The sequence below is a fragment of the Stackebrandtia nassauensis DSM 44728 genome (genome assembly GCF_000024545.1).
Classification (GTDB): domain Bacteria; phylum Actinomycetota; class Actinomycetes; order Mycobacteriales; family Micromonosporaceae; genus Stackebrandtia; species Stackebrandtia nassauensis.
In genome coordinates this window covers 281,759-300,462 of record NC_013947.1, presented here as the reverse complement: position 1 = coordinate 300,462, position 18,704 = coordinate 281,759, and the positions used below count along the sequence as shown (strand labels likewise).

22 protein-coding genes and 1 riboswitch are annotated in these 18,704 nt (G+C 68.1%); of the genes, 11 read left to right on the top strand and 11 right to left on the bottom strand.

Going from position 1 to position 18,704, the window contains the following annotated elements; all coding sequences use genetic code 11:
• Nucleotides 1-18: 18 nt before the first annotated feature.
• Nucleotides 19-1,197 carry a 4-hydroxyphenylpyruvate dioxygenase gene (gene hppD / locus SNAS_RS01440; protein ID WP_013015576.1) on the bottom strand — a complete coding sequence of 393 codons (1,179 nt, stop codon included), beginning with the start codon at nucleotides 1,195-1,197 and terminating at the stop codon, nucleotides 19-21.
• A 134-nt stretch (nucleotides 1,198-1,331) separates the two neighbouring features.
• On the opposite strand from hppD, the gene SNAS_RS01435 reads away from it, so the two are divergent.
• Nucleotides 1,332-1,814: an Lrp/AsnC family transcriptional regulator gene (locus SNAS_RS01435; RefSeq protein ID WP_013015575.1), complete on the top strand. Its 483-nt coding sequence runs from the start codon at nucleotides 1,332-1,334 to the stop codon at nucleotides 1,812-1,814.
• A 7-nt stretch (nucleotides 1,815-1,821) separates the two neighbouring features.
• Here the strand turns inward: SNAS_RS01435 and SNAS_RS01430 are convergent, their stop codons facing one another.
• From SNAS_RS01430 to SNAS_RS01420, 3 genes are read right to left on the bottom strand one after another with little or no spacing between them, the layout of a single operon-like run.
• Complete coding sequence (locus SNAS_RS01430) at nucleotides 1,822-2,946, bottom strand: M24 family metallopeptidase (RefSeq protein ID WP_013015574.1); 1,125 nt, start codon at nucleotides 2,944-2,946, stop codon at nucleotides 1,822-1,824.
• A gap of 19 nt (nucleotides 2,947-2,965) precedes the next feature.
• Complete coding sequence (locus SNAS_RS32205; RefSeq protein ID WP_013015573.1) at nucleotides 2,966-3,736, bottom strand: glycoside hydrolase family 16 protein; 771 nt, start codon at nucleotides 3,734-3,736, stop codon at nucleotides 2,966-2,968.
• Between the two features lie 48 nt (nucleotides 3,737-3,784).
• Complete coding sequence (locus SNAS_RS01420) at nucleotides 3,785-4,525, bottom strand: AraC family transcriptional regulator (RefSeq protein WP_013015572.1); 741 nt, start codon at nucleotides 4,523-4,525, stop codon at nucleotides 3,785-3,787.
• 46 nt (nucleotides 4,526-4,571) lie between these two features.
• On the opposite strand from SNAS_RS01420, the gene SNAS_RS01415 reads away from it, so the two are divergent.
• On the top strand, nucleotides 4,572-5,837 hold the full coding sequence (locus tag SNAS_RS01415; RefSeq protein WP_013015571.1) for an MFS transporter: 1,266 nt from the start codon (nucleotides 4,572-4,574) through the stop codon (nucleotides 5,835-5,837).
• Here SNAS_RS01415 and SNAS_RS01410 read toward each other — a convergent pair.
• A complete protein-coding gene (locus SNAS_RS01410; RefSeq protein ID WP_013015570.1) occupies nucleotides 5,730-6,206 on the bottom strand; it encodes an RrF2 family transcriptional regulator in 477 nt (158 codons plus the stop codon). The genes SNAS_RS01415 and SNAS_RS01410 overlap by 108 nt on opposite strands.
• A 92-nt stretch (nucleotides 6,207-6,298) precedes the next feature.
• On the opposite strand from SNAS_RS01410, the gene SNAS_RS01405 reads away from it, so the two are divergent.
• From SNAS_RS01405 to SNAS_RS01395, 3 genes are all read left to right on the top strand, one after another.
• Nucleotides 6,299-7,501 carry an MFS transporter gene (locus SNAS_RS01405; RefSeq protein ID WP_013015569.1) on the top strand — a complete coding sequence of 401 codons (1,203 nt, stop codon included), beginning with the start codon at nucleotides 6,299-6,301 and terminating at the stop codon, nucleotides 7,499-7,501.
• A gap of 82 nt (nucleotides 7,502-7,583) precedes the next feature.
• The gene (locus tag SNAS_RS36080) at nucleotides 7,584-8,231 is read left to right on the top strand and encodes a hypothetical protein (RefSeq protein ID WP_013015568.1); all 648 of its coding nucleotides are present in this window, start codon (nucleotides 7,584-7,586) and stop codon (nucleotides 8,229-8,231) included.
• A 96-nt stretch (nucleotides 8,232-8,327) separates the two neighbouring features.
• Nucleotides 8,328-8,999: a leucine-rich repeat domain-containing protein gene (locus SNAS_RS01395; RefSeq protein ID WP_013015567.1), complete on the top strand. Its 672-nt coding sequence runs from the start codon at nucleotides 8,328-8,330 to the stop codon at nucleotides 8,997-8,999.
• Nucleotides 9,000-9,003: 4 nt separating this feature from the next.
• On the opposite strand, the gene SNAS_RS01390 is transcribed toward SNAS_RS01395, so the two are convergent.
• Together SNAS_RS01390 and SNAS_RS01385 are read right to left on the bottom strand one after the other, a co-directional pair.
• The gene (locus SNAS_RS01390) at nucleotides 9,004-9,630 is read right to left on the bottom strand and encodes a LysE family translocator (protein ID WP_013015566.1); all 627 of its coding nucleotides are present in this window, start codon (nucleotides 9,628-9,630) and stop codon (nucleotides 9,004-9,006) included.
• Complete coding sequence (locus SNAS_RS01385) at nucleotides 9,620-10,150, bottom strand: acyl-CoA thioesterase (protein ID WP_013015565.1); 531 nt, start codon at nucleotides 10,148-10,150, stop codon at nucleotides 9,620-9,622. Before SNAS_RS01385 ends, SNAS_RS01390 begins: the two co-directional genes overlap by 11 nt.
• Before the next feature lie 40 nt (nucleotides 10,151-10,190).
• Nucleotides 10,191-10,391, bottom strand: a riboswitch (cobalamin riboswitch).
• Between the two features lie 319 nt (nucleotides 10,392-10,710).
• On the opposite strand from SNAS_RS01385, the gene SNAS_RS01380 reads away from it, so the two are divergent.
• From SNAS_RS01380 to SNAS_RS01370, 3 genes are all read left to right on the top strand, one after another.
• Nucleotides 10,711-11,331 carry a calcium-binding protein gene (locus SNAS_RS01380; protein ID WP_013015564.1) on the top strand — a complete coding sequence of 207 codons (621 nt, stop codon included), beginning with the start codon at nucleotides 10,711-10,713 and terminating at the stop codon, nucleotides 11,329-11,331.
• A gap of 359 nt (nucleotides 11,332-11,690) precedes the next feature.
• Complete coding sequence (locus tag SNAS_RS01375) at nucleotides 11,691-12,389, top strand: calcium-binding protein (protein WP_013015563.1); 699 nt, start codon at nucleotides 11,691-11,693, stop codon at nucleotides 12,387-12,389.
• A gap of 172 nt (nucleotides 12,390-12,561) precedes the next feature.
• The gene (locus SNAS_RS01370; protein WP_013015562.1) at nucleotides 12,562-12,954 is read left to right on the top strand and encodes a hypothetical protein; all 393 of its coding nucleotides are present in this window, start codon (nucleotides 12,562-12,564) and stop codon (nucleotides 12,952-12,954) included.
• A gap of 7 nt (nucleotides 12,955-12,961) precedes the next feature.
• Here SNAS_RS01370 and SNAS_RS01365 read toward each other — a convergent pair whose 3' ends face one another.
• Nucleotides 12,962-13,786 carry an NAD(P)H-binding protein gene (locus SNAS_RS01365; RefSeq protein ID WP_013015561.1) on the bottom strand — a complete coding sequence of 275 codons (825 nt, stop codon included), beginning with the start codon at nucleotides 13,784-13,786 and terminating at the stop codon, nucleotides 12,962-12,964.
• An 89-nt stretch (nucleotides 13,787-13,875) separates the two neighbouring features.
• Here SNAS_RS01365 and SNAS_RS01360 point away from each other — a divergent pair, with 89 nt between their 5' ends.
• Entirely contained in the window at nucleotides 13,876-14,298 is a 423-nt protein-coding gene (locus SNAS_RS01360) for a winged helix-turn-helix transcriptional regulator (protein WP_013015560.1), read from the top strand.
• Here SNAS_RS01360 and SNAS_RS01355 read toward each other — a convergent pair.
• Nucleotides 14,285-14,899 carry a TetR/AcrR family transcriptional regulator gene (locus tag SNAS_RS01355; protein ID WP_013015559.1) on the bottom strand — a complete coding sequence of 205 codons (615 nt, stop codon included), beginning with the start codon at nucleotides 14,897-14,899 and terminating at the stop codon, nucleotides 14,285-14,287. The two genes, SNAS_RS01360 and SNAS_RS01355, sit on opposite strands and share 14 nt — an antisense overlap.
• A 128-nt stretch (nucleotides 14,900-15,027) precedes the next feature.
• Here SNAS_RS01355 and SNAS_RS01350 point away from each other — a divergent pair, with 128 nt between their 5' ends.
• Nucleotides 15,028-15,957, top strand: coding sequence for a CPBP family intramembrane glutamic endopeptidase (locus SNAS_RS01350; protein ID WP_013015558.1), 930 nt, complete (start codon nucleotides 15,028-15,030; stop codon nucleotides 15,955-15,957).
• A 61-nt stretch (nucleotides 15,958-16,018) separates the two neighbouring features.
• Nucleotides 16,019-16,912, top strand: coding sequence for a hypothetical protein (locus tag SNAS_RS01345; protein WP_013015557.1), 894 nt, complete (start codon nucleotides 16,019-16,021; stop codon nucleotides 16,910-16,912).
• Nucleotides 16,913-16,992: 80 nt separating this feature from the next.
• Here the strand turns inward: SNAS_RS01345 and SNAS_RS01340 are convergent, their stop codons facing one another.
• Together SNAS_RS01340 and SNAS_RS01335 are read right to left on the bottom strand one after the other, a co-directional pair.
• The gene (locus SNAS_RS01340; protein ID WP_013015556.1) at nucleotides 16,993-18,066 is read right to left on the bottom strand and encodes a thioester domain-containing protein; all 1,074 of its coding nucleotides are present in this window, start codon (nucleotides 18,064-18,066) and stop codon (nucleotides 16,993-16,995) included.
• Nucleotides 18,067-18,167: 101 nt separating this feature from the next.
• Nucleotides 18,168-18,617 carry an SgcJ/EcaC family oxidoreductase gene (locus SNAS_RS01335; RefSeq protein ID WP_041624472.1) on the bottom strand — a complete coding sequence of 150 codons (450 nt, stop codon included), beginning with the start codon at nucleotides 18,615-18,617 and terminating at the stop codon, nucleotides 18,168-18,170.
• Nucleotides 18,618-18,704 lie beyond the last annotated feature (87 nt).

The window sequence follows — 18,704 nt, the reverse complement described above, 5'->3', positions numbered from 1 at the left end:
ACCCGGCCGTAACCTTCGCTAAAGGTTTCCGCGTTTCGCTTGCTCTTTCTCGATGGCCTCGAACAGGGCCTTGAAGTTGCCCTTTCCGAAACTCAGCGATCCATGACGCTCGATGAGTTCGTAGAAGACGCTGGGTCGGTCCTGCTGCGGTTTGGTGAAGATCTGCAACAGATAGCCGTCCTCGTCGCGGTCGACCAGAATGGAGCGTTTCTTGAGCTCCTCGATCGGGACCCGGACGGTGCCGATGCGTTCGCGCATCTCAGGGTCGTCGTAATAGGAGTCGGGCGCGTCGAGGAACTCGACCCCGTTGGCGCGCATGGCGTCCACACTGGCCAGGATGTCGTTGGTGGCCAGCGCCATGTGCTGCACGCCCGGGCCGCCGTAGAACTCCAGGTACTCGTCGATCTGCGACTTCTTGCGGCCCTCGGCGGGCTCGTTGATCGGGAACTTCACCTTGCGGGTGCCGTTGGCCACGACCTTGCTCATCAGCGCCGAGTACTCGGTGGCGATGTCGTCGTCGACGAACTCGACGATGTTGGTGAAGCCCATCACCTTCTGGTAGAAGGTGACCCAGTCGAGCATCTTGCCCTCTTCGACGTTGCCGACGACGTGGTCGAGGGCCTGGAAGAAGCGCTTGGGTTCGCGGCCGTCCTTGATGGCCGCCGTGCGGTCCACAATGGGCTTGGCGGCGACGTAGCCGGGCAGGAACGGGCCGTTGTAGCGCGACCGGTCCACCAGGACGTGCCGGGTCTCGCCGTAGGTGGCGATGGCGGCGACGCGGACGGTGCCGTACTCGTCGGTGAGGTCGTGCGGTTCCTCGACGCCCACGGCGCCCTGCTTGATCGCGAAGGCGTAGTTGTCGTCCACGTTGGGCACTTCGAGGGCCACCTCGATGACGCCGTCGCCGTGGGCGGCGTAGTGCTTGGTGGCGGCGGAGTCGGCGGTGATGCCACCGGCCAGCACGAACCGGACGCCGCCGGAGCGCAGCATGTACTCGGCGTGCTCGCGGAAGCCCTGTTCGGGGCCGCGGTATGCCTCCAGGGTCATGCCGAAGGCGGTGGAGTAGTAGTGCGCGGCCTGTTTGGCGTTGCCCACGTAGAACCGGATGTGGTCCCAGCCCTTGATCGGGAAGTCGTCCGCGTTGATGTCGTGCTCGACGGCTCCGACGAGCTGGGCCTCGTTGATCGTGTCAACCATGGCCGCCTCCTTGGGATGTGATTCTCAGCGTCTCCGCCGATGATCATCGAAGAACGTTGATTGAGCAAGAGTGGCCGAAAACTCTGGTCAGCTTGCACAGATCGTCCGGCTTACCCCCGAGTATTGTGGTCAATATGCCCAGTGATTCTCGGATCGATCGTCTCGATGCCCAGCTCATCGCGCTGCTGACGGCGGAGCCCCGGATCGGGGTGCTGGAGTGCGCCCGGCGGCTGTCGGTGGCGCGCGGGACGGTGCAGGCGCGGCTGGACAAACTGTCGGCGCGCGGCATCATCCGCGGCTTCGGGCCCGAGATCCACCCGACGGCGCTGGGCTACACGGTGATGGCGTTCGTGACGCTGGAGATCCGGCAACTGCGCGGCCACGACACGGTGACCCGGCACCTGGAGTCCATACCGGAGGTTCTGGAGGTGCACACGGTCACCGGTTCCGGGGACCTGATGTGCCGGGTGGTGTCGCGCACCAACGCCGACCTGCAGCGCGTCATCGACACGATCGTGTCCAGCGACGGCGTGGTGCGGGCGTCGACCGTCATCGCGCTGGACGAGCAGATCGGGTACCGGACGCTGCCACTGGTGGAGGCGGCCGCGTCCGGTTGAGACGGTCTCAGGCGTCGATGACGACGAGTTCGCGCGGCGTCAGGTTGAGCCGTTCGACGCCGTCGTCGGTGACCACGACGATGTCCTCGATGCGGGCGCCGTGGGCGCCGTCGACGTAGATGCCCGGTTCGATCGAGAACGCCATGCCGGGCTCCAGCACCCGCTCGTTGCCGGCCACTATGTACGGATCCTCGTGGCCCTGCATGCCGATGCCGTGCCCGGTGCGGTGGATGAACCGCTCGCCGTACCCGGCCGCGGCGATGACGTCGCGGGCGGCGGCGTCCACGGACGCGGCGGTGACGCCGGGCCGGACGTGCTCGCACGCCGCGATCTGGGCGCGCAGCAGCACCTCGTAGTACGCGGCGAACTCCTCGGGCGCTTCACCACCGGCGACGTAGGTGCGGGTGGAGTCGGAGCAGTAACCGTCCGCTGTGGTGCCGCCGATGTCGACCACGACCGGGTCGCCGGGCTGGATCACCCGGTCGGACAGGTCGTGGTGCGGCGAGGCGCCGTTGGGGCCGGAGCCGACGATCACGAAGTCCACGGTGGCGTGTCCCTCGGCGGCGATCGCCTCGGCGATGTCGGCGCCGACCTCGCGTTCGGTGCGGCCGGGCCGCAGCCACTCGGCCATCCGCGCGTGCACCCGGTCGATGGCCGCCCCGGCCCGCCGCAGCGCCTCGATCTCGTTGCCGGACTTGCGCATCCGCAACTCCCGCAGGATCTCCCCGGCCAGCTCCTGCTCGGTGCCGGGCAGCGCGCTGCGAAACGCCAGCAGCTTCTCGGCCCACATGTGGTTGTCGTACGCGATCCGCCGCGTCCCTGGCGGCAGCAGCGCGGCGACCAGCGCGTAGGGGTCCTCGGTCTCGTGCCAGGACACCAGTTCCAGCCCCAGGTCCCCGGCGGGGGAAGCCTGCGCGGCGGCCCGCTCCAGGACGGGCACGACCAGCAGCGGTTCGGCCCCGGGCCGCAGCACCAGGCAGGTCAGCCGCTCCAGCGGTTTGGCGTCGTAGCCGGTCAGGTAGTGCAGGTCGGCGCCGGGCGAGATGAGCACGGCGTCGATGCCGGAGGCCTCGGTGGCGGAGCGGGCCTTGGCGAGCCGGTCGGTGAGTTCCACTTTGGTGAAGATCGTCATGGGCGTCAACCTACAACGATCACGCCTCGGTGACCTTCACATAGTCGACGGTCATCGTGTTGTGCAGCCGCGGGTCGGGGGTTCCGGCCCAGCCGCCGACGGCGATGTTGAGGATCACGTAGGCCGGGGCGTCGTCGGGCACCTGGTACGGCACGGTCGCGGCGAGCTTGTCGTCGATGTAGAAGGACGCCTCGCCGTCGGCGCCGTTGGTGTAGTCCACCCGGTAGGTGTGCCAGTCGGTCCATGTTGGATCGTCGCTGTCGTCGGGATAGAAGTCGCCGTACTGCTGGTGGTCGTCGACGGTGCCGAAATGCGAGTGGTACTGGGGTTTCCAGTCGCCTCCGCCGCCGATCTCCATCAGGTCCAGTTCACCGTTGGTGGGCCAGTTCGCCTCGTCGGTGGTCCAGATCGCGGGCCAGGCACCGGCGACGTAGCCGGAGAACTTGGCGCGCACCTCGACGGTGCCCGGGTCGTTGATCGTGGTGGCGCGCAGCCGGGCCGAGGTGAAGTGGCGGTCGTTGAACTCCTCGGCCTTGGCGGTGATGACGAGATTGCCCTCGCCGTCGAGTTCGGCGTTCCTGCCGCCGTCGGTGTAACACTGCTCTTCCTTGCCGTTGCCCCATTCACAGCCGGTCTGCTGTACCCAGCGGGAGGCGTCGGGCGGGCTTCCGGCCTCGCCGCCGAACTGTTCCTCCCAGCTGGCACGGGAATCGGCGTAAGCCAGGGTTCCGCCGCCGACGGCGATCGTCGCGGTCACGGCGACGGCGAGCAGCTTCCATTTCGGACTCATGTGGGCGACTATCGCCTGTGCCGCGATAAATCCGCCATAACCTTCCGGTCACCGCTGGTGGGCGCCGGGAGTGTGGCCGAAGGCGCGGCGGAACGCGTCGATGAAGGCACTTGTGGACGACCAGCCGCAGGTGTGGGCCACGGCGGTGACGGAAGCGTTGTCGGCCAACAGGACCAGGGCGTGGTACAGCCGCAGCTGGGTTCGCCACTGCGGGAAGGTCATGCCCAGTTCGGTTTTGAACAACCGCGACAGGGTGCGTTCGCTGGCGCCGACGCGGCGGCCCAGGACGGTGAGGGTGCTGTTGTCGGCGGGGTCGGCGCGCAGCCGGTCGCACAGTTCGGACAGTCGGGGATCGGTGGGGGTGGGCAGGTGGATCGGTTGCTGGGGCGTGGCGCGGAGCTGGTCGAGCAGGACGGCGCGCAGGCGGGCGCGTTCCGGGCTGTCGTCGGCGGGGCTGCGGGTGTAGGCGAGGATCAGTTCCCGGGTCAGCGGGCCGATGGCCAGCACCGTGGGTTCGGCGAGGTCGAGCGGGTTGTCGCGGGCGGGCAGGCCGACGAGGTGGAGTTCGAGGTCGCCGTGGGCGCGGTGCGCGTGGGTGGTGCCCGCCGGTACCCAGATGGCGCGGGTGGCCGGGGCGATCCAGCTGCCCTTGTCGGTGGTGATGGCCAGGACACCGCGGGCGGCGTAGACGATCTGGTGGTCGTCGTGTCGGTGCGCGTCGATGACATCGCCCGGGGCCAGTTGCCGGGCGAGGGTGGGTGCCGTCGGTTGGTGGCGGATTTTCGGCATTGGTTGGCAGTTTATCGGAAGTCGGACAGGGCTCGGGGCGGCGAACATGGGCGTCGTGTCCGTGAAGAAGTCCGTTGTCCTGCTGTCGTTGGGGCACGCGTGTGTGGATGTGTACCAGGGGGCGGTGGCCGCGCTGGTGCCGTTCTTCATCGCCGAGCGCGCGTACTCGCACGCGGCGGTGGCCGGGGTGGTGTTGGCGGCGTCGCTGTTGTCGTCGGTGGCGCAGCCGCTGTTCGGCGCGGTGACGGATCGGCGGGCGCTGCCGTGGCTGCTGCCGGTGAGCACGATCGTCGGGGGTGTGGGGATCGCGTTGTCCGGGGTGAGCGGTTCGTACGCGGTGACCTTGGCCTTCGTCGCGGTGTCGGGGATCGGGGTGGCGGCGTACCACCCGGAGTCGGCTCGGGTGGCGCGGATCGCCAGCCGGGGCAGTCATACGGCGATGAGCTGGTTCTCGTTGGGCGGCAACGTGGGTTTCGCGCTCGCACCGCTGCTGGTGACGGCGGTGGTGGCGACGGGTGGGTTGCGGTTCACGCCGTTGCTGGTGCTGCCCGCGTTGGCCGGGAGCGTGTTGTGCCTGCCGGTGCTGCGGGGGCTGGCAGCGTCGGCGGCGAACGGTTCGGTTGCGGCGCAAGCGAAGCGGCCGGACGACCGAGGTTCGTTCGTGAAGCTGTCGATCGCGGTGGTCGGCCGGTCGATCACCTTCGTGGGGCTGAGCACGTTCATCGCGGTGTACGCGCAGGAGCGCGTCGGCGGCGGGGTGCTGGCCGGGACGATCGCGTTGTTCACGCTGTATGTGGGCGGGGCGGTGGGCACGATCCTCGGGGGCCGGCTCGCCAACCGCTGGGATCGGGTCACGGTGGTGCGGTACGCCTACCTGGTGGCGGTCGTCGCGGTGGCGGGCGTGGTGTTCGTGCCGGGTCCAGCGTTCTACCTGTTCGTGGCGGCGACCTCGGCGGGGCTGTACGTGCCGTTCTCGTTGCAGGTGACGCTGGGCCAGGACTACCTGCCCAGCCGGGTGGGCACGGCGAGCGGCATCACGCTGGGCCTGACGATCACGATCGGCGGGCTGGCCAGTCCGCTCATCGGCGGGCTCGCCGACGCGACCTCGCTGCGGGTGGCGTTGGCGCCGCTGATCGCGATGCCGGTGCTGAGCTGGCTGATGTTCCGGACGCTCCCGGAGCCTGCGGTGATGGGGGCCGATGGCTCAGACGGCCGCCAGCCAGCCCCGGACGTCGGCCATCGCGGTGCCGTCGCTGTCGGCGTCGATGCCCCGGGCCAGGTCGGCGATGGTGATGCGCGACAGCGCTCGTGACCAGGCTTCCTGGGCTTCGGCCATGGCGCGGGCGATCGCGCAGGAGCGCTCGCACTTCTCGGCGGGCACGGCCAGTGGGCCGCGCTGCCGGATCTCGGTGCAGCGGTAGGCGGGTTCGGTGCCGTCGACGGCTTGGACGACTTCCAGCACGGTGACCTCGGTGGCTGGTCGGGTCAGGGTGTAGCCGCCGACCTGTCCGGCCGTGGAGGTGACGATGCCCGCGCGGGCCAGCGACTGTAGTTGCTTGGCCAGGTAGGCCGGTGGGGTGCCGTGCAGTTCGGCCAGCCGGGCGGCGGGTACCGGGTCGGCGGCCTGGCTGAGTGTGACGCAGGCGTGCAGGGCCCACTCCACCCCGCTGGTCATCTTCATGTCGCCAGCATAGCCCCCTCTCGGATAATTATTGTCCGGGTTGTGGTAGAACTCGGATAATAAATGTCCGAGATCATTGTCCGGAGGAATCCATGTCCCGTGTCCACGACCGCCCGCTCGCCCCGCCGGGCCCGGCCCTGCTCGGCTTCGCCGCGCTGGCGATGTTCGTCGCCGCGCTCAACCTGCGCCCCGCGCTGGCCGCCGTCTCCCCGCTCGTCGACGCCATCCGCTCCGACCTGGGCCTGTCGGCCACCGGCGTCGCCCTGCTCACCACGATCCCGACGCTGGCCATGGGCCTGTTCGCCCCGTTCGCGGCCTCGGTCGCGCGTCGGTTCGGCCCGCGGCACGGCGTCGCGCTCGGCCTGGCCGTCATCGCCGTAGGCACCGCCGCCCGCGGGCTGGGCGGCGCGGCCTGGCTGCAACTGAGCTGCGCGGCCGCCGTCGGCGCCGGAATCGCCATCGCCCAGACGCTGCTGCCCGCGATCGTCAAGGCCCGTTTCGCCGCCCGTCCGGGGCTGGCCACCGGCGTCTACACCGCCGGACTCGGGCTTGGCGGCGCGATCGCCGCCGGGGTCAGCGCTCCGCTGGCCGCCACGATCGGTTCCTGGCACGGCGCCCTGGCCTCGTGGTCGGTGCTGGCCGTGGTCGGCATCGCGGTGTGGCTGACCGCCCGGCCCGCCCTGGGCCCCGATCCCGCGACCACCACCGCCGGACCCGCGACCCGTGGCCTGCCCTGGCGTGACCGGACCGCTTGGCGGGTAACGGTTCTGGCGGCGGCGAACTCGGCGCTCTACTACTGCGAGCTCGCCTGGGTGGCGGCACTCCTCCACGACGACGCCGACCGCACCGCCGTCGACGCCGGGGTGCTGTTGACCGTGCTGATCGCGATCCAGGTCGTCGCCATGCTCGCCGTCCCGGCGATCCTGGGCGAGGCGCGCGACATCCGCTTCGGCCTGACGCTCACCACGGCGGCGACCGCGCTGGGCTTCGCCGGGCTGGCCCTCGCGCCCGCGACGCTGACCTGGCTGTGGATCGTCGTCCTGGGCATCGGACACGGTGGACTGTTCACACTCGTCCTCACCGTGCCGGTGGTGATCAGTCGCGACGCCGCCGAGGCCGGACGGATCAGCGCGATGGCCTTCTTCGTCGGCTACGCCTGCGCCGCGCTGGCGCCGATGCTCGTCGGCGGCCTGCGCGATGCCCTCGGCGACTTCCAGCTGGCGTTCGCGCTGCTCAGCGGCCTGGCCGTCGCGACGCTGCTGCCCATATCAAAGCTGCGCCCGACCGGGGGCTGAAGCCGTCGAATCGATGACATCCCTCCCCGCGACGGCTATGGTCACCCACCACGGGTCCACACACGACGGGGAGGGAACCCACATGAAACCGTCCACAGTCCTCAACAGATCGATCCGGTTGCTCGCGTGCGCCGCCACGATCGCGGCGCTGGCGCTCGTCGCCCCGGCCACCGCCCAGGCCGCGCCCACCGCGGCACTTCCGACGCCCGGGCAGAAGTTCGATCTCACCGTCACCTCCGAGGGCATCGGCCTCACGATCGACGGCAAGGCCATCACCTCCGAACCGCTGCGCGGCACCCTCACCGTCACGATCGACGCCAACCCGTCCGACCCGAAGAAGCTGTCGGTCGAGGCCAAACCGTCCGACTTGACGCTGTCGACGAAGGCCCCGCAGACGACGTCGATCACCGTCAACCAGGACAACGCCGTCGTGGACGAGAAGTCCATCCTGCGGGTGGTCAAGCCGACTCCAGCGACCTACGAACACATCATGGTGCTGGACCTGAAGCTGACCGTGTCCATGCCAGCGGCACCGGGCAAGGCCGAGGAGATCATGCAACTGGCGACAAAGGACCCGGCCCAACTGAGAGCGACCGACGTGAAGCAGTTCCCGCCCGTGAACCAGCAGTACTCATTGGCGGGCCCCGTCGAGCTCATCAGCCAGGACGGCTCCAGCACCGTTCCCATGACGCTGGACGGCTTCGACGTCATCGTCAACCAATCCGCCTAACCGCCGCCGACCGTGCCGGGCCCACCGCGTCGGGCCCGGCACACTTTCGGCCCCCGGTGCCGACCCCAAGATCGTTGTCCGGGATCCTCTTCGTTCGTGGACAAGCAACTCGCGCGCGCCATCCGGGTCGCGGTACGGCACACACAAACCCCCACTGAGGACGAACTACGCACCATCGAGAAACTCCACGTGTTGCGGGCCCGCGACCTCAGTGGACTCGAATCCTGCACCTCGATGCGGCACCTGGTGCTGTCCGGCTGTGACCCGGTCTCGCTTCAGTCTCTGACCGGGATGCGGGACCTGGAAGTGGCGACCGTCGAGTACTGCGGCCTGAGGCGACTCGACGGCGTCGAAGAACTCTCCGACTCCTTCCTGTACCTGAAGGCGCCCAACAACTCGATCGAAGACCTCAGCCCGCTGCTCGACTGCCCCGGCCTCAACCGGCTGGAGGTGCAGGGGAACCCGCTGTCCGAACACTCCTATCTGGAGATCCTGCCGCGACTGCGCGCACGCGGCGTCCAGGTGTTCGCCTCCGGGATGCGGGAGTGGCGCCTCACCCGGCGGCTGCACGAGATCGGGCTGCCGTTCTCGTACTACCACTCGGATGAGGGCCACCAGCTGTGCCGACCCGGGCTGTCGTACACCGACTTTCCCGCGACGGGTCACCCGATCATCGACCCGGACGACCTGGAGCGACTGATCGACGCCGAACCCACCAGGATCCACGAGCTGTTCGCGCAGGAAGAGCTCATGTTCGCGCTTCCCTGACGCCTCAACCGAACGCGGCCAGCCGCACGCCCAGCCCGATGAACACCGCGCCGGTCACCGTGTTCACGCCGCGCGCCACGGCCGGGCGCCGCAGGAACCGGTCGCCCAGCTGTCCGGCCGCCACACTGAGTCCTACGTCGACGATGAACTGGAGCAGCACGAAGGTCGCGCCCAGCACCAGCAGTTGCCCGGTGACCGCCCCCTGGGCGGGATCGATGAACTGCGGCAGGAACGCCAGACTGAACAGGGCCATCTTGGGATTGAGCACATTGGTCACCATTCCCCGGGTGAACGCGGCTCGCGGGCTCGAATGGTCGGCGGCCGACTCCTCCGACGCCCGCGACCGGTGCCGCAGCACCTGCACGCCGAGGTACAGCAGATACGCCGCTCCGGCGTAGCGGATCACCTGGTACAGCACCGGATTGGCGGCGAACACCGACGCCAGGCCCAGCGCCGCGACCGTCATGTGCAGCGCCTCCCCCACCGTGATGCCCAGGGCGGCGACGATTCCGGCCCGCGTGCCCCAGCGGCCCGCGTTGGCGATCACGAACATCATGTCGGGCCCCGGCGTGATCGTCAGCAGCGCGATGGCCGCCAGGTAGCTCAGGTAGGTCGCGGCGTCAGGCAGCATTGTCGTCCTTCTTGGACGAGAGGCTGGCGCGCAGCGCGAGCCGGTGGGTGCGGCGGATCTCGGCCTCCCGCCAGGCGAGCCGGTCCTCCTGACTGACCGGGACCACCGGCGGCACCGGACGCGGGTTGCCGTTGTCGTCCACGGCCACCATGACCAGGTGCGCGGTGGCGACGGTGGTCGCCGGAACCGTCTCGTTCCAGCGGTCGGCGGTCACGGTGACCGCCACCTCCATGGACGTGCGACCGGCCCAGGTGATCCGGGCGTCCACATGCGCCACATCCCCGACCCGCACCGGCGCCAGGAACACCGTCTCGTCCATGGACGCGGTGACGGCGGGCCCCTGCGAATGCCGGGCGGCCACCACCCCGGCCACCGAGTCGATGAGTTTGAGGATGACACCACCATGGACGGTGCCCATGAGGTTGGTGTCCTGCGGGCTCATGATGCTCGACAGGGTCAGCCGACTGTCCGAAGGCGCCTGCCCGGTACCGGCCGTCAACGCGGCCTCTATGGTGCTCACTTCGCGTTCCTTCCCTCGAGAACGACGACCACCGCGCGCGTTCGCGCACGGGGCACGGGCAGGTCTTCGGACTCGCGGGCAGCCTCCACATGCCTACTGGCCGTCGCTTCCCAGGCTGTTGGCCCAGTGCTGTTGACGGCGGTCGTTCCCGCTCACCGCTGCGGGGCAGTCCCGGATTCCCGCCGGGTTCCCTCTTACGACGCCCGGGTTGACCGGGCGAACCAGCGCCGCGATCATGCTATGTCCGGAGGCGCGAAACGACAGCGCGAACTCACGGTGAGTTTGGACACCGACGCGGGCGGCGGCATTCAGCGAATCACTCAATCCACATTGATCAGATTAGATACTTCTATCTGTAATCACTTGACAACGTTTTGTCCGTTACCAGTCCGGCGTTTTCGCCTGCGCAATGCCCAGAAATGTCCGGTTTTCCCTGTCCGGCAAGCGTTCCGTGTGTCAAAGGTGACCGGTTGTAGTCTTCAGGTGTTCCCCGGGGAACTCCACCGAACAAGTACCACCGGCCTCCACAAAAGACCGGTGACCCCAGATAGGAGTTCCACATGTTCACCCCTCCCACCCTGCGCTCCAGCCTGCGCATCGTGGCCCGCGCCTCGCTGGTCGCCACGCTCGCGGCCGTCGGCGTCGCCGCGTCCGCCTATGGCGCCTACGCCAGCTCCCCCGAGCCGGAGTCGTTGCAGTGCACCCTTTCCGGCACGGCGAGCTCCGACACCCTCTTCGGCACCAACGGCGATGACGTCCTGTGCGCCTTCGGCGGCAACGACGTCATCTACGGCGCCGGTGGCAACGACATCATCCTCGCCGGGGCCGGAGACGACCAGGTGTTCGGCCAGGGCGGCATGGACACCATCTACGGCGAGGGCGGCTACGACGTCATCTACGGCGGCAACGGCGCCGACAACGTCTACAGTGGCGCCCAGGCCGACCAGATCTATGGCAACAACGGTGCCGACACGCTCTACGGCCAGGGCGGCAACGACGTCATCCGCGGCCAGGCCGGGGACGACTACCTCGTCGCCGGTAACGGCAACAACTGGCTGTACGGCGGCAACGGATTCGACACCCTGCACGCGGCCAACGGCTACATCGACCACGTGGACGGCGGTGCCGCCTACGACACCTGTTACTTCGACTACTTCGACTCCGTCGTGAACTGCGAGTGACGATCCGAGTCTGGTAATCGTGAGAGTCGTTGACGGACACCGCTTTCGTCAATGAAACCACGCCCCGGGATCCACTGATTTCCCTCCCCAGTGGATCCCGGGGTTCGCTCCGTGTCCAGATGGGGACAGCGTTTCCGCAGCCGAAGTCGCCGACGGTAATCGGCCGACGCGACCCCAGCGGTTACCCGGCCCCGGTGCCTGCCTGCACAAAGGCGACATATCCCCGTATTCGGCCGAATAGCAGCGTTATGTCAGTTAAAGGTGACCGAATGTAGCCTTGGCGTGTTCCCTGGGGGACTCCAACGAAACGGAACAGCCGGGCCCGACAACGGCCCGGCGACATCACAGAGGAGTTCCACATGTTCAGTGCCCATACCCTGCGCTCCGGCCTGCGTATCGCGGTCCGCGCAGCGGTGATCGCCACCGTCGCGGCCGTCGGTGTCCTGGCTTTCGGCTACGGCGCGTACGCCAGCTCCGGCCAGGCCGGAACGTTCCAGTGCACCATCAGCGGCACCGCGGCCGCCGACGTGCTCAACGGCACCAACGGCAACGACGTCCTGTGTGGCTTCGGCGGCAACGACGTCATCAACGGCAAGGGCGGCAACGACATCGTGTACGCCGGTAACGGCAATGACGTCGTCAACGCGGGCAACGGCAACGACCTGGTCTACGGCGGCAACGGCGATGACCGGCTGTTCGGCGGTAACGGCAACGACCGCCTGTTCGGGCAGAACGGCAATGACCGGCTGTACGGCGGCAATGGAAACGACACCCTTTCGGGCGGCAACGGCAACGACAAGGCCTACGGGGGCAACCACGCCGACAAGATCAGCGGCGGCAACGGCAACGACGGTCTCTACGGGCAGAACGGCAACGATGTCGTGCGCGGCGACGCCGGACGCGACGTGGTGGTCGCCGGGGGCGGCAAGAACCAGCTGTTCGGCGGCGCGGGGCGTGACAGCCTGTTCGCCAAGAACGGCTTCCCCGATTTCCTGAACGGCGGGCCCGCCAAGGACTCGTGCTCCCGCGACAAGATCGACACGGTTGTCAGCTGCTAGTCGGTACTAGAGTCCGGTATTCGCACGAGACATTGACGGACACCGCTTCGTCAATGTAACCACGCCGCGGGGCCCACCGGGTGAGATCCCCAGTGGACTCCGCGGCCCTCGGTGACATTGACCACCGCACCACGCTCCCCAACGCCCGAAGCACTTCGGTAAGAATGTCGCGATGAAGTTGTTGACCGGAACCTTGCTCGCCGGTGCCGCCTGCCTGTCCGTCCTGGCCGGATGCAGCAGCCCCGAAGCCAAGGACGATTCCTCGAAGTCCGACTCCTCCCTGGCGAAGTTCACCGGGAGCTGGCAGAACGAGGAGGCCGGTACCGAACTCACGGTCAAGGACTCCGGCAAGGTCACGCTGACCGGCTGGGGCGAGGAGTCCACGCTGACCAGCGAGCTGACCGCGGACAAGACCGACGGGGTCGCGGCGTTCGACGTCGACGGCTCCGACAAGACGCCCTTCCACTTCGTGGTCGAGTTCCGCAACTCCGAGTCCGACCAGATCTACCTGGACGACACCAACGAGACCGACGTCCCGCCGCTGGAAATGACGCGGCAGGACTGACGGCGGTCTATGTGAAGGCGGCGGCGTTGCGCGTCGCCCACTCGGCGAAGGGACGCGGGGCCCGGCCGAGCAGCCGCTCCACGTCGGGGCTGACCCGCTGTTCCTCGGCGGAGGGCGTGCCCAAAACGCCGAGCGTCGCCTCCACCACCGGTTCGGGCATGTAGCCCAGCATCTGGGCGCGGGCCTCGTCGCGGGTCTGCTCGACGAACCGCACCGGCTCCCCCACGGCCTCAGCGATCGCGGCGGCCTGCTGCCGGGGTGAGATCGGCTGCGGCCCGGTCAACGTGTAGATCGCGCCGCCGTGGCCGCGTTCGCGCGACACGACGGCGGCGACAGCGGCGATGTCGTCCGGGTCGACGGCGGGCAACGCGACGTCCGCGAACGGCGCGTTGACCGTCCGCTGCTCGCGAACCGAAGCGGCCCACTGGAACGCGTTGGAGGCGAAGTTGCCGGGCCGCAGCATCGTCCACTCAAGACCCGACTGCTTGACGACGTCCTCCAGCATCGAGGGGTGGCGTTTCGTGCCCACACCCTGGGAGGACAGCAAGACCACCCGCTTCACGTCGGAGGCCCGCACCACCGCCATGACGTCGGCCAGGTTGCCGTTGGCCAGGAAATCCGGCGAGGTCAGCAGGAATATCGTCGCCGCCCCGTCCAGGGCGGGTTTGAGGCTCTCCGGTTCGGACATGTCGGCTCGCAACTGCCGGACGCCTTGTGGCGCATCGGTGGTGGCGATGTTTCGCGACACGGCGGTCACCTGTTCCCCGGCGTCGGCCAGTTTCCGAACCAGCGGCCGTCCGACGTTGCCCGTCGCTCCGGTTACCACGATCATTGTCAGCTCCCTCATGGTGAGTTCAATACGTACTCGACGGAAGCTAACATCGAGAAGATAGTAGGTACCTAGAGGAAAGTATTGGGATTGTGAGCGACAAGACAACCCGTCCGGTGCCCATCGACGTCGACCCGGAACTGGCCTGCCCGATCGCCCCCGTCGTCGACATCGTCTTCAGTCGCTGGACCACCCCGATCCTGTGGGCCCTCAACGAATTCGGGCGACAGCGCTTCGTCGAACTGGAGCGCGCCATCACCACGATCACGCCCAAGGTGCTGACCCAGCGGCTGCGGCAACTGGAACGCGACGGCCTGGTCTCGCGCGCCTACTACCCGGAGGTCCCGCCCCGGGTGGAGTACGAGATCACCGAACTGGGGCGGAGTCTGGCGCCGCTGTTCGCGTCGCTCGCCGAATGGTCGGTCAACCTGGACAAGGTCGAGCAGGCCCGGCGGGACTACGACGAGCGGGTTCACGGGTCGCGGCGCGGAACGCCGCCGTCTACTCAGCGCTGAGCGGCGCGAAGACGCAGTCGACCGCCGTGCGCAGGGTTTCGGTCTCGGAGTTCAGGATCGAGGTCTGGGCGGGCAGTGCCCGTTCGATGGAGAGTCCGTTGAGGACGGTGACCAGGAACCGCGCCCGGCGGGTGTTGTCGCCGTCGGGGAGCGCGCCTTCGTTGCCGAGGACCGTCAGCCAGTATTCGACGCGGCGCTGCACCTCTTGTTCGATGGCCAGGTACGACGCGCGGATCTCGTCGGTCGGGTCGGGTTCGACGAACCTGTGGAAGATCTCGCCCCAGGCCTTGCGGGCCTGCTCGCCCGGTTTGGCCGCCGCGAGCACCTGCCGGAGGCAGTCGAGCAGTCGGTCCCGTGCCGGGGATGACCGGTCGTGGATCCGGTCGTCGGCGGACACGTGGTCGTAGATGGTGGCCAGTACCGCGTCCTGAAGTGCGCGTTGGGTCGGGAAGTGGTGCCGCAGCGAGCCCGTGCTCACCTGGGCCCGGGCCGCGACCGCCCGCACGCTCAGACTCGCACTCTGATCCTCGCCGAACATCGTTATGGCCGCCAACAGGATCTTGTCCCTGGTGCTGAGCCCTTCGGGGTCCCGCTTCGCCATCTCCACCTCCTGTCGCACTCTAGCAATACGTCGTACTAATACAGTGTATTAGCACACCGTGCTAGTGTCGGCCGAACAGTTCTAGTACACCGTGTTAGAACGCTGTTCGAGCAAGGAGAGGACCACCCATGCACCACCCCCGCAACCCCACCGTCCCACCGGGCGTCGAGTACCACCGCGTGCTCGCGGGCGACAAGCGCCGCGTCGGACGCGGCATCCTGGCGATCCTGCTCCTGGTCGTCGGTGGAGCCGTGTTCGCCTTCGCCGCCTCCCAGGCGGCGGGTTACCTCGACGCGCGGCTGGGCCGGACGAACCCGGCCCGGGGCGGCAGCGACTACACGCCGATCTTCCACGCGGCGACCATGTTCTCGCTGGCCCTGCTGATCCCGTGGAGCATGCTCATCCAGCGGTGGCTGTACGGCGTGCGGGGCGCTTCGCTGCATTCGGTGCTGTCGCGGTTCCGGCTCGACGTGTTCGGGCGGGCGCTGCTGATCATCGGCCCCATCTGGCTGATTCCGACGGTGGTCCTGAACGTCGCGATGCCCGCCGAGCGGACGCACTGGTCGAACGCCGACTTGGTCGCCGTCTTCGCCACCACCCTGCTGCTGACGCCGTTGCAGACGGCGGGCGAGGAGTACGGCGTGCGGGGGCTCGTCTTCCGGGTCGCCGGGAGCTGGAGTCGCGGGCCGCGCCTGGGGCTTGTCCTGGGTGTCCTCGTCTCGAGCCTGGCGTTCACGGCCGTCCACGGTTCGTCCGATCCGTGGATCATCCTGTGGTACTTCACGCTCGCGGTCAGCCTGGCCGTCATCACCTGGCGCACCGGCGGCATCGAGACCGCGATCGTCATCCACGCGCTGCTCAACACCCTGACCTTCCTGCTGGCCATCGTGGTCCACGCCGACCTCACCAACACCGACCGCTCGGCGGGCGCCGGGTCGGTCGCGCTGCTGGTGCCCAGCGTCGTGGTCGCCGGGATCGCGGCGGTGGTGTGGCTGTGGACCCGCCGGACGGGACCGGTGCTGACGCCGTCGAGGGCAAGCACACTTACAAACAAGTAGGTAAGCTTTTTGTTCGATGGGTATCGATGCGATATCCACTCACCCCGAAGGAGCTCCTACGATGCGCAAACGGCATCTCATCTATGCCACTTTGCTTGCCACGGTTGGTTTGTCCGTGGCGGGAGTGGCGGGTTTCGCCTCGGCTGACCCGGCATCCGAGGCGGAACGACAGTCAGCGAAAGCCTCGAAACTAGACACGACAACGGATCTGGACGAGTACTGGACGCCGGAACGGATCGCGAACGCGAAGCCGGTGACCGCGCCGAAGGCCAGCAGGGCGAGTGGCGACAGCCAGCCCGACGGCGAGTCCGTCGTCATCGACGGGACGAAACCGAAGCTCAAGTCGCCTGTGGACACCACGATCGGGCGGCTGCTGTTCACCACCGACGACGGCGACTACATCTGTTCGGCCAACGTGGTTCCCAGTGACAACGGGTCCGTCCTCGCCACCGCGCGCCACTGTGGATTCGAGAACAACGGCCGCAACTACCGCTTCGCGCCCGACTACGACTCGGGCAACACCCCGCACGGCTGGTGGGACTGGAAGTCGGCCGGGTGGACCAGCGGCGGCGACGGGGTCGCGTTCGACTACGCGTTCATCGTCCTCAACAAGAAGGACGGCCGGACGGTGCAGGACACCGTCGGTTCCAGCGGGATCGCGTTCAACAACGCGATCGACCGCGACGCCCAGATCACCGGCATCCCCGGCGCCACCGACGCGGTGTTCCACTGCAACGGCAAGGCGTACACCAACGGCAACAACCAGCAGCTCATGGACAACTGCGACGGCATGTCGGGCGGTGCCAGCGGCGGCGCCTGGTTGCAGGACATGGACGGTGGCAGCGGATACCAGGTCGGGACGTACTTCGGCAGCGTCGGTTCGGCCGCCGCCGGGAGTTACTTCGGCGAGGAGGCGCGGGAGGTGTGGACCGGCGCCAGCACCACACCGGTGTGATCGGTCGGTGAACGAAGCGCCGCCCCCGGAACCAGATCCCGGGGGCGGCCTCTGTCGGGGAACAGGGGCTGGGACGGGCGTCAGACCTCGGCGGTCGCGCGGCGGCGCAGCAGGACCAGGGTCAGGGCTCCGCCGACCAGCAGGGCGGCGCCGATGCCCATCACGCCGGTCAGGCTCATGCCGGTGACCGGGAGGATGTCATCGCCACCGCTGCCACTGCCACCGCCGACCGTGACGGTGCGGCTGGTGGTGACGCCGTAACCGGCGTCCTCGGCCAGGATCAGGGTGGGCTGGCTCTTGTCGTACCGGGGCAGCATCAGGGTTCCGGCCTTCGGGGAGTCGGTGGCGATACCGCCGATGACCAGCTTCTTGATGCCCTTGTTGGGATCGACGTAGAACTTCTGGCCCGGTTCGAGGTGGGTCAGTTTCTTGCCGTCCTCGTCGACGACCTTGCCCGCCTCGTGGCCGCTGTCCACCTTATGGGCCATGACCCAGCCCTCGTCGTCGACGCCGTCGAAGTGGAACGGGCCCAGGCGCTTGCCGTCCCATTTCGCCTTCCCCTCGACGGTGAACGCGTCACTGGGTTCGGCGATGCGCTCGTTCTCGTTGATGAGGTAGTGGGTGATGTCGAGGACGGCGGCGTCGACGGCGTCGTTCTCGCCGGTCGGGTCGTCCGGGTTGAGCTTCAGATCCGAGGTCAGCACCCAGATCGCGGCCTGGGTGGCGGTGTAGGCGGCCTTGTCGGGGTCGGCGACGCCGGTCAGGTCGGCTCCGGCCTTGTCGGCGACGGTGGCCGCGTCGATCGTCGGGAAACTGTTGTCGACGATCCACTTCACCCGCCCGAGGTTGCCGATCGAGGTGTCGGCCCACGGGTGCTTGTCGTAGACGATCTCCGGGTCCTCCGACACCGGCGTGGTGTCCAGGCGATAGGTACGGGCCTCGCCCGCCTCGTCCTCTTCGGGGTAGATGCCGGTGGTGTTGGCGACGAGCTTGCTGCCGTCGGGGGTGTTGAGGGTGTAGCCGTCTCCGGCGCCGAACAGGCCGGCGTAGTTGTACTTCTCGCTGTCTTCGGCCATCGCGGGGCCCGCGGTGGCGATGCCGAGTGTGCCGACGGCCGCGGTCGCCACACCCGCGCGGATCCAGGACTTCTTCATATGGGGGTTACCTCAGCGTCTCTGGGAATTCATCTCCCAGATGACACGCCAGGACGGTTGTGAAGGTTGCCGGTGCGGCGGCGCGGTTGGTCACGGTGGTTTCAGGACTTGGGCGACATGCGGGGGTCGCGGCGGGCACCGATCTTCTCGAAGAGCCAGCGGTGTTTGGTGTTCTGGAAGGACGTGAACCGCCAGCCGTCGGCGGTGCGCAGCGCGACCAGGGTCTGGATCTTCCAGTCGCCGCGTTTGGGGGCGTCCTGTTTGGGCTGCAGGATGGCGCCCCGGGTGACCAGGATCGCGACGTCGGGGGTGATGAACCGCATCGAGTCGATGACCTGGTGCAGGCGGGTGTTCCTCTGGAAGTGGGTCCACAGTGCTTCGTGGCTGTCGATGATGTGCTTGTGGCCCTTCATGTGGGTGCCGATGAAGGTGACGTAGTCGGCGTCGGGGGTGAAGCACTCGGCGTAGCCGACGGCGTCGGCGGCGGCCCAGGCGTCGACCAGTCGCTGGAACAGTTCGGTGATGCCGGTGGTGTCGGTGGTGATGTTCATGGGTTCGAAGTTATGGGGCATCGAGGACCGTCGAATCGGACGGATGACTTAAGTCGTGACTGGTGGGCGGCGGGGTCGGCGTGGCTA

Excerpts from the sequence above, each read along its gene's own strand:
- hppD (WP_013015576.1), bottom strand. The coding sequence starts at position 1,197 with ATGGTTGACACGATCAACGAGGCCCAGCTCGTCGGAGCCGTCGAGCAC.
- SNAS_RS01435 (WP_013015575.1), top strand. The coding sequence starts at position 1,332 with ATGCCCAGTGATTCTCGGATCGATCGTCTCGATGCCCAGCTCATCGCG.
- SNAS_RS01430 (WP_013015574.1), bottom strand. The coding sequence starts at position 2,946 with ATGACGATCTTCACCAAAGTGGAACTCACCGACCGGCTCGCCAAGGCC.
- SNAS_RS32205 (WP_013015573.1), bottom strand. The coding sequence starts at position 3,736 with ATGAGTCCGAAATGGAAGCTGCTCGCCGTCGCCGTGACCGCGACGATC.
- SNAS_RS01420 (WP_013015572.1), bottom strand. The coding sequence starts at position 4,525 with ATGCCGAAAATCCGCCACCAACCGACGGCACCCACCCTCGCCCGGCAA.
- SNAS_RS01415 (WP_013015571.1), top strand. The coding sequence starts at position 4,572 with ATGGGCGTCGTGTCCGTGAAGAAGTCCGTTGTCCTGCTGTCGTTGGGG.
- SNAS_RS01410 (WP_013015570.1), bottom strand. The coding sequence starts at position 6,206 with ATGAAGATGACCAGCGGGGTGGAGTGGGCCCTGCACGCCTGCGTCACA.
- SNAS_RS01405 (WP_013015569.1), top strand. The coding sequence starts at position 6,299 with ATGTCCCGTGTCCACGACCGCCCGCTCGCCCCGCCGGGCCCGGCCCTG.
- SNAS_RS36080 (WP_013015568.1), top strand. The coding sequence starts at position 7,584 with ATGAAACCGTCCACAGTCCTCAACAGATCGATCCGGTTGCTCGCGTGC.
- SNAS_RS01390 (WP_013015566.1), bottom strand. The coding sequence starts at position 9,630 with ATGCTGCCTGACGCCGCGACCTACCTGAGCTACCTGGCGGCCATCGCG.
- SNAS_RS01380 (WP_013015564.1), top strand. The coding sequence starts at position 10,711 with ATGTTCACCCCTCCCACCCTGCGCTCCAGCCTGCGCATCGTGGCCCGC.
- SNAS_RS01375 (WP_013015563.1), top strand. The coding sequence starts at position 11,691 with ATGTTCAGTGCCCATACCCTGCGCTCCGGCCTGCGTATCGCGGTCCGC.
- SNAS_RS01370 (WP_013015562.1), top strand. The coding sequence starts at position 12,562 with ATGAAGTTGTTGACCGGAACCTTGCTCGCCGGTGCCGCCTGCCTGTCC.
- SNAS_RS01365 (WP_013015561.1), bottom strand. The coding sequence starts at position 13,786 with ATGATCGTGGTAACCGGAGCGACGGGCAACGTCGGACGGCCGCTGGTT.
- SNAS_RS01355 (WP_013015559.1), bottom strand. The coding sequence starts at position 14,899 with ATGGCGAAGCGGGACCCCGAAGGGCTCAGCACCAGGGACAAGATCCTG.
- SNAS_RS01350 (WP_013015558.1), top strand. The coding sequence starts at position 15,028 with ATGCACCACCCCCGCAACCCCACCGTCCCACCGGGCGTCGAGTACCAC.
- SNAS_RS01345 (WP_013015557.1), top strand. The coding sequence starts at position 16,019 with ATGCGCAAACGGCATCTCATCTATGCCACTTTGCTTGCCACGGTTGGT.
- SNAS_RS01340 (WP_013015556.1), bottom strand. The coding sequence starts at position 18,066 with ATGAAGAAGTCCTGGATCCGCGCGGGTGTGGCGACCGCGGCCGTCGGC.
- SNAS_RS01335 (WP_041624472.1), bottom strand. The coding sequence starts at position 18,617 with ATGAACATCACCACCGACACCACCGGCATCACCGAACTGTTCCAGCGA.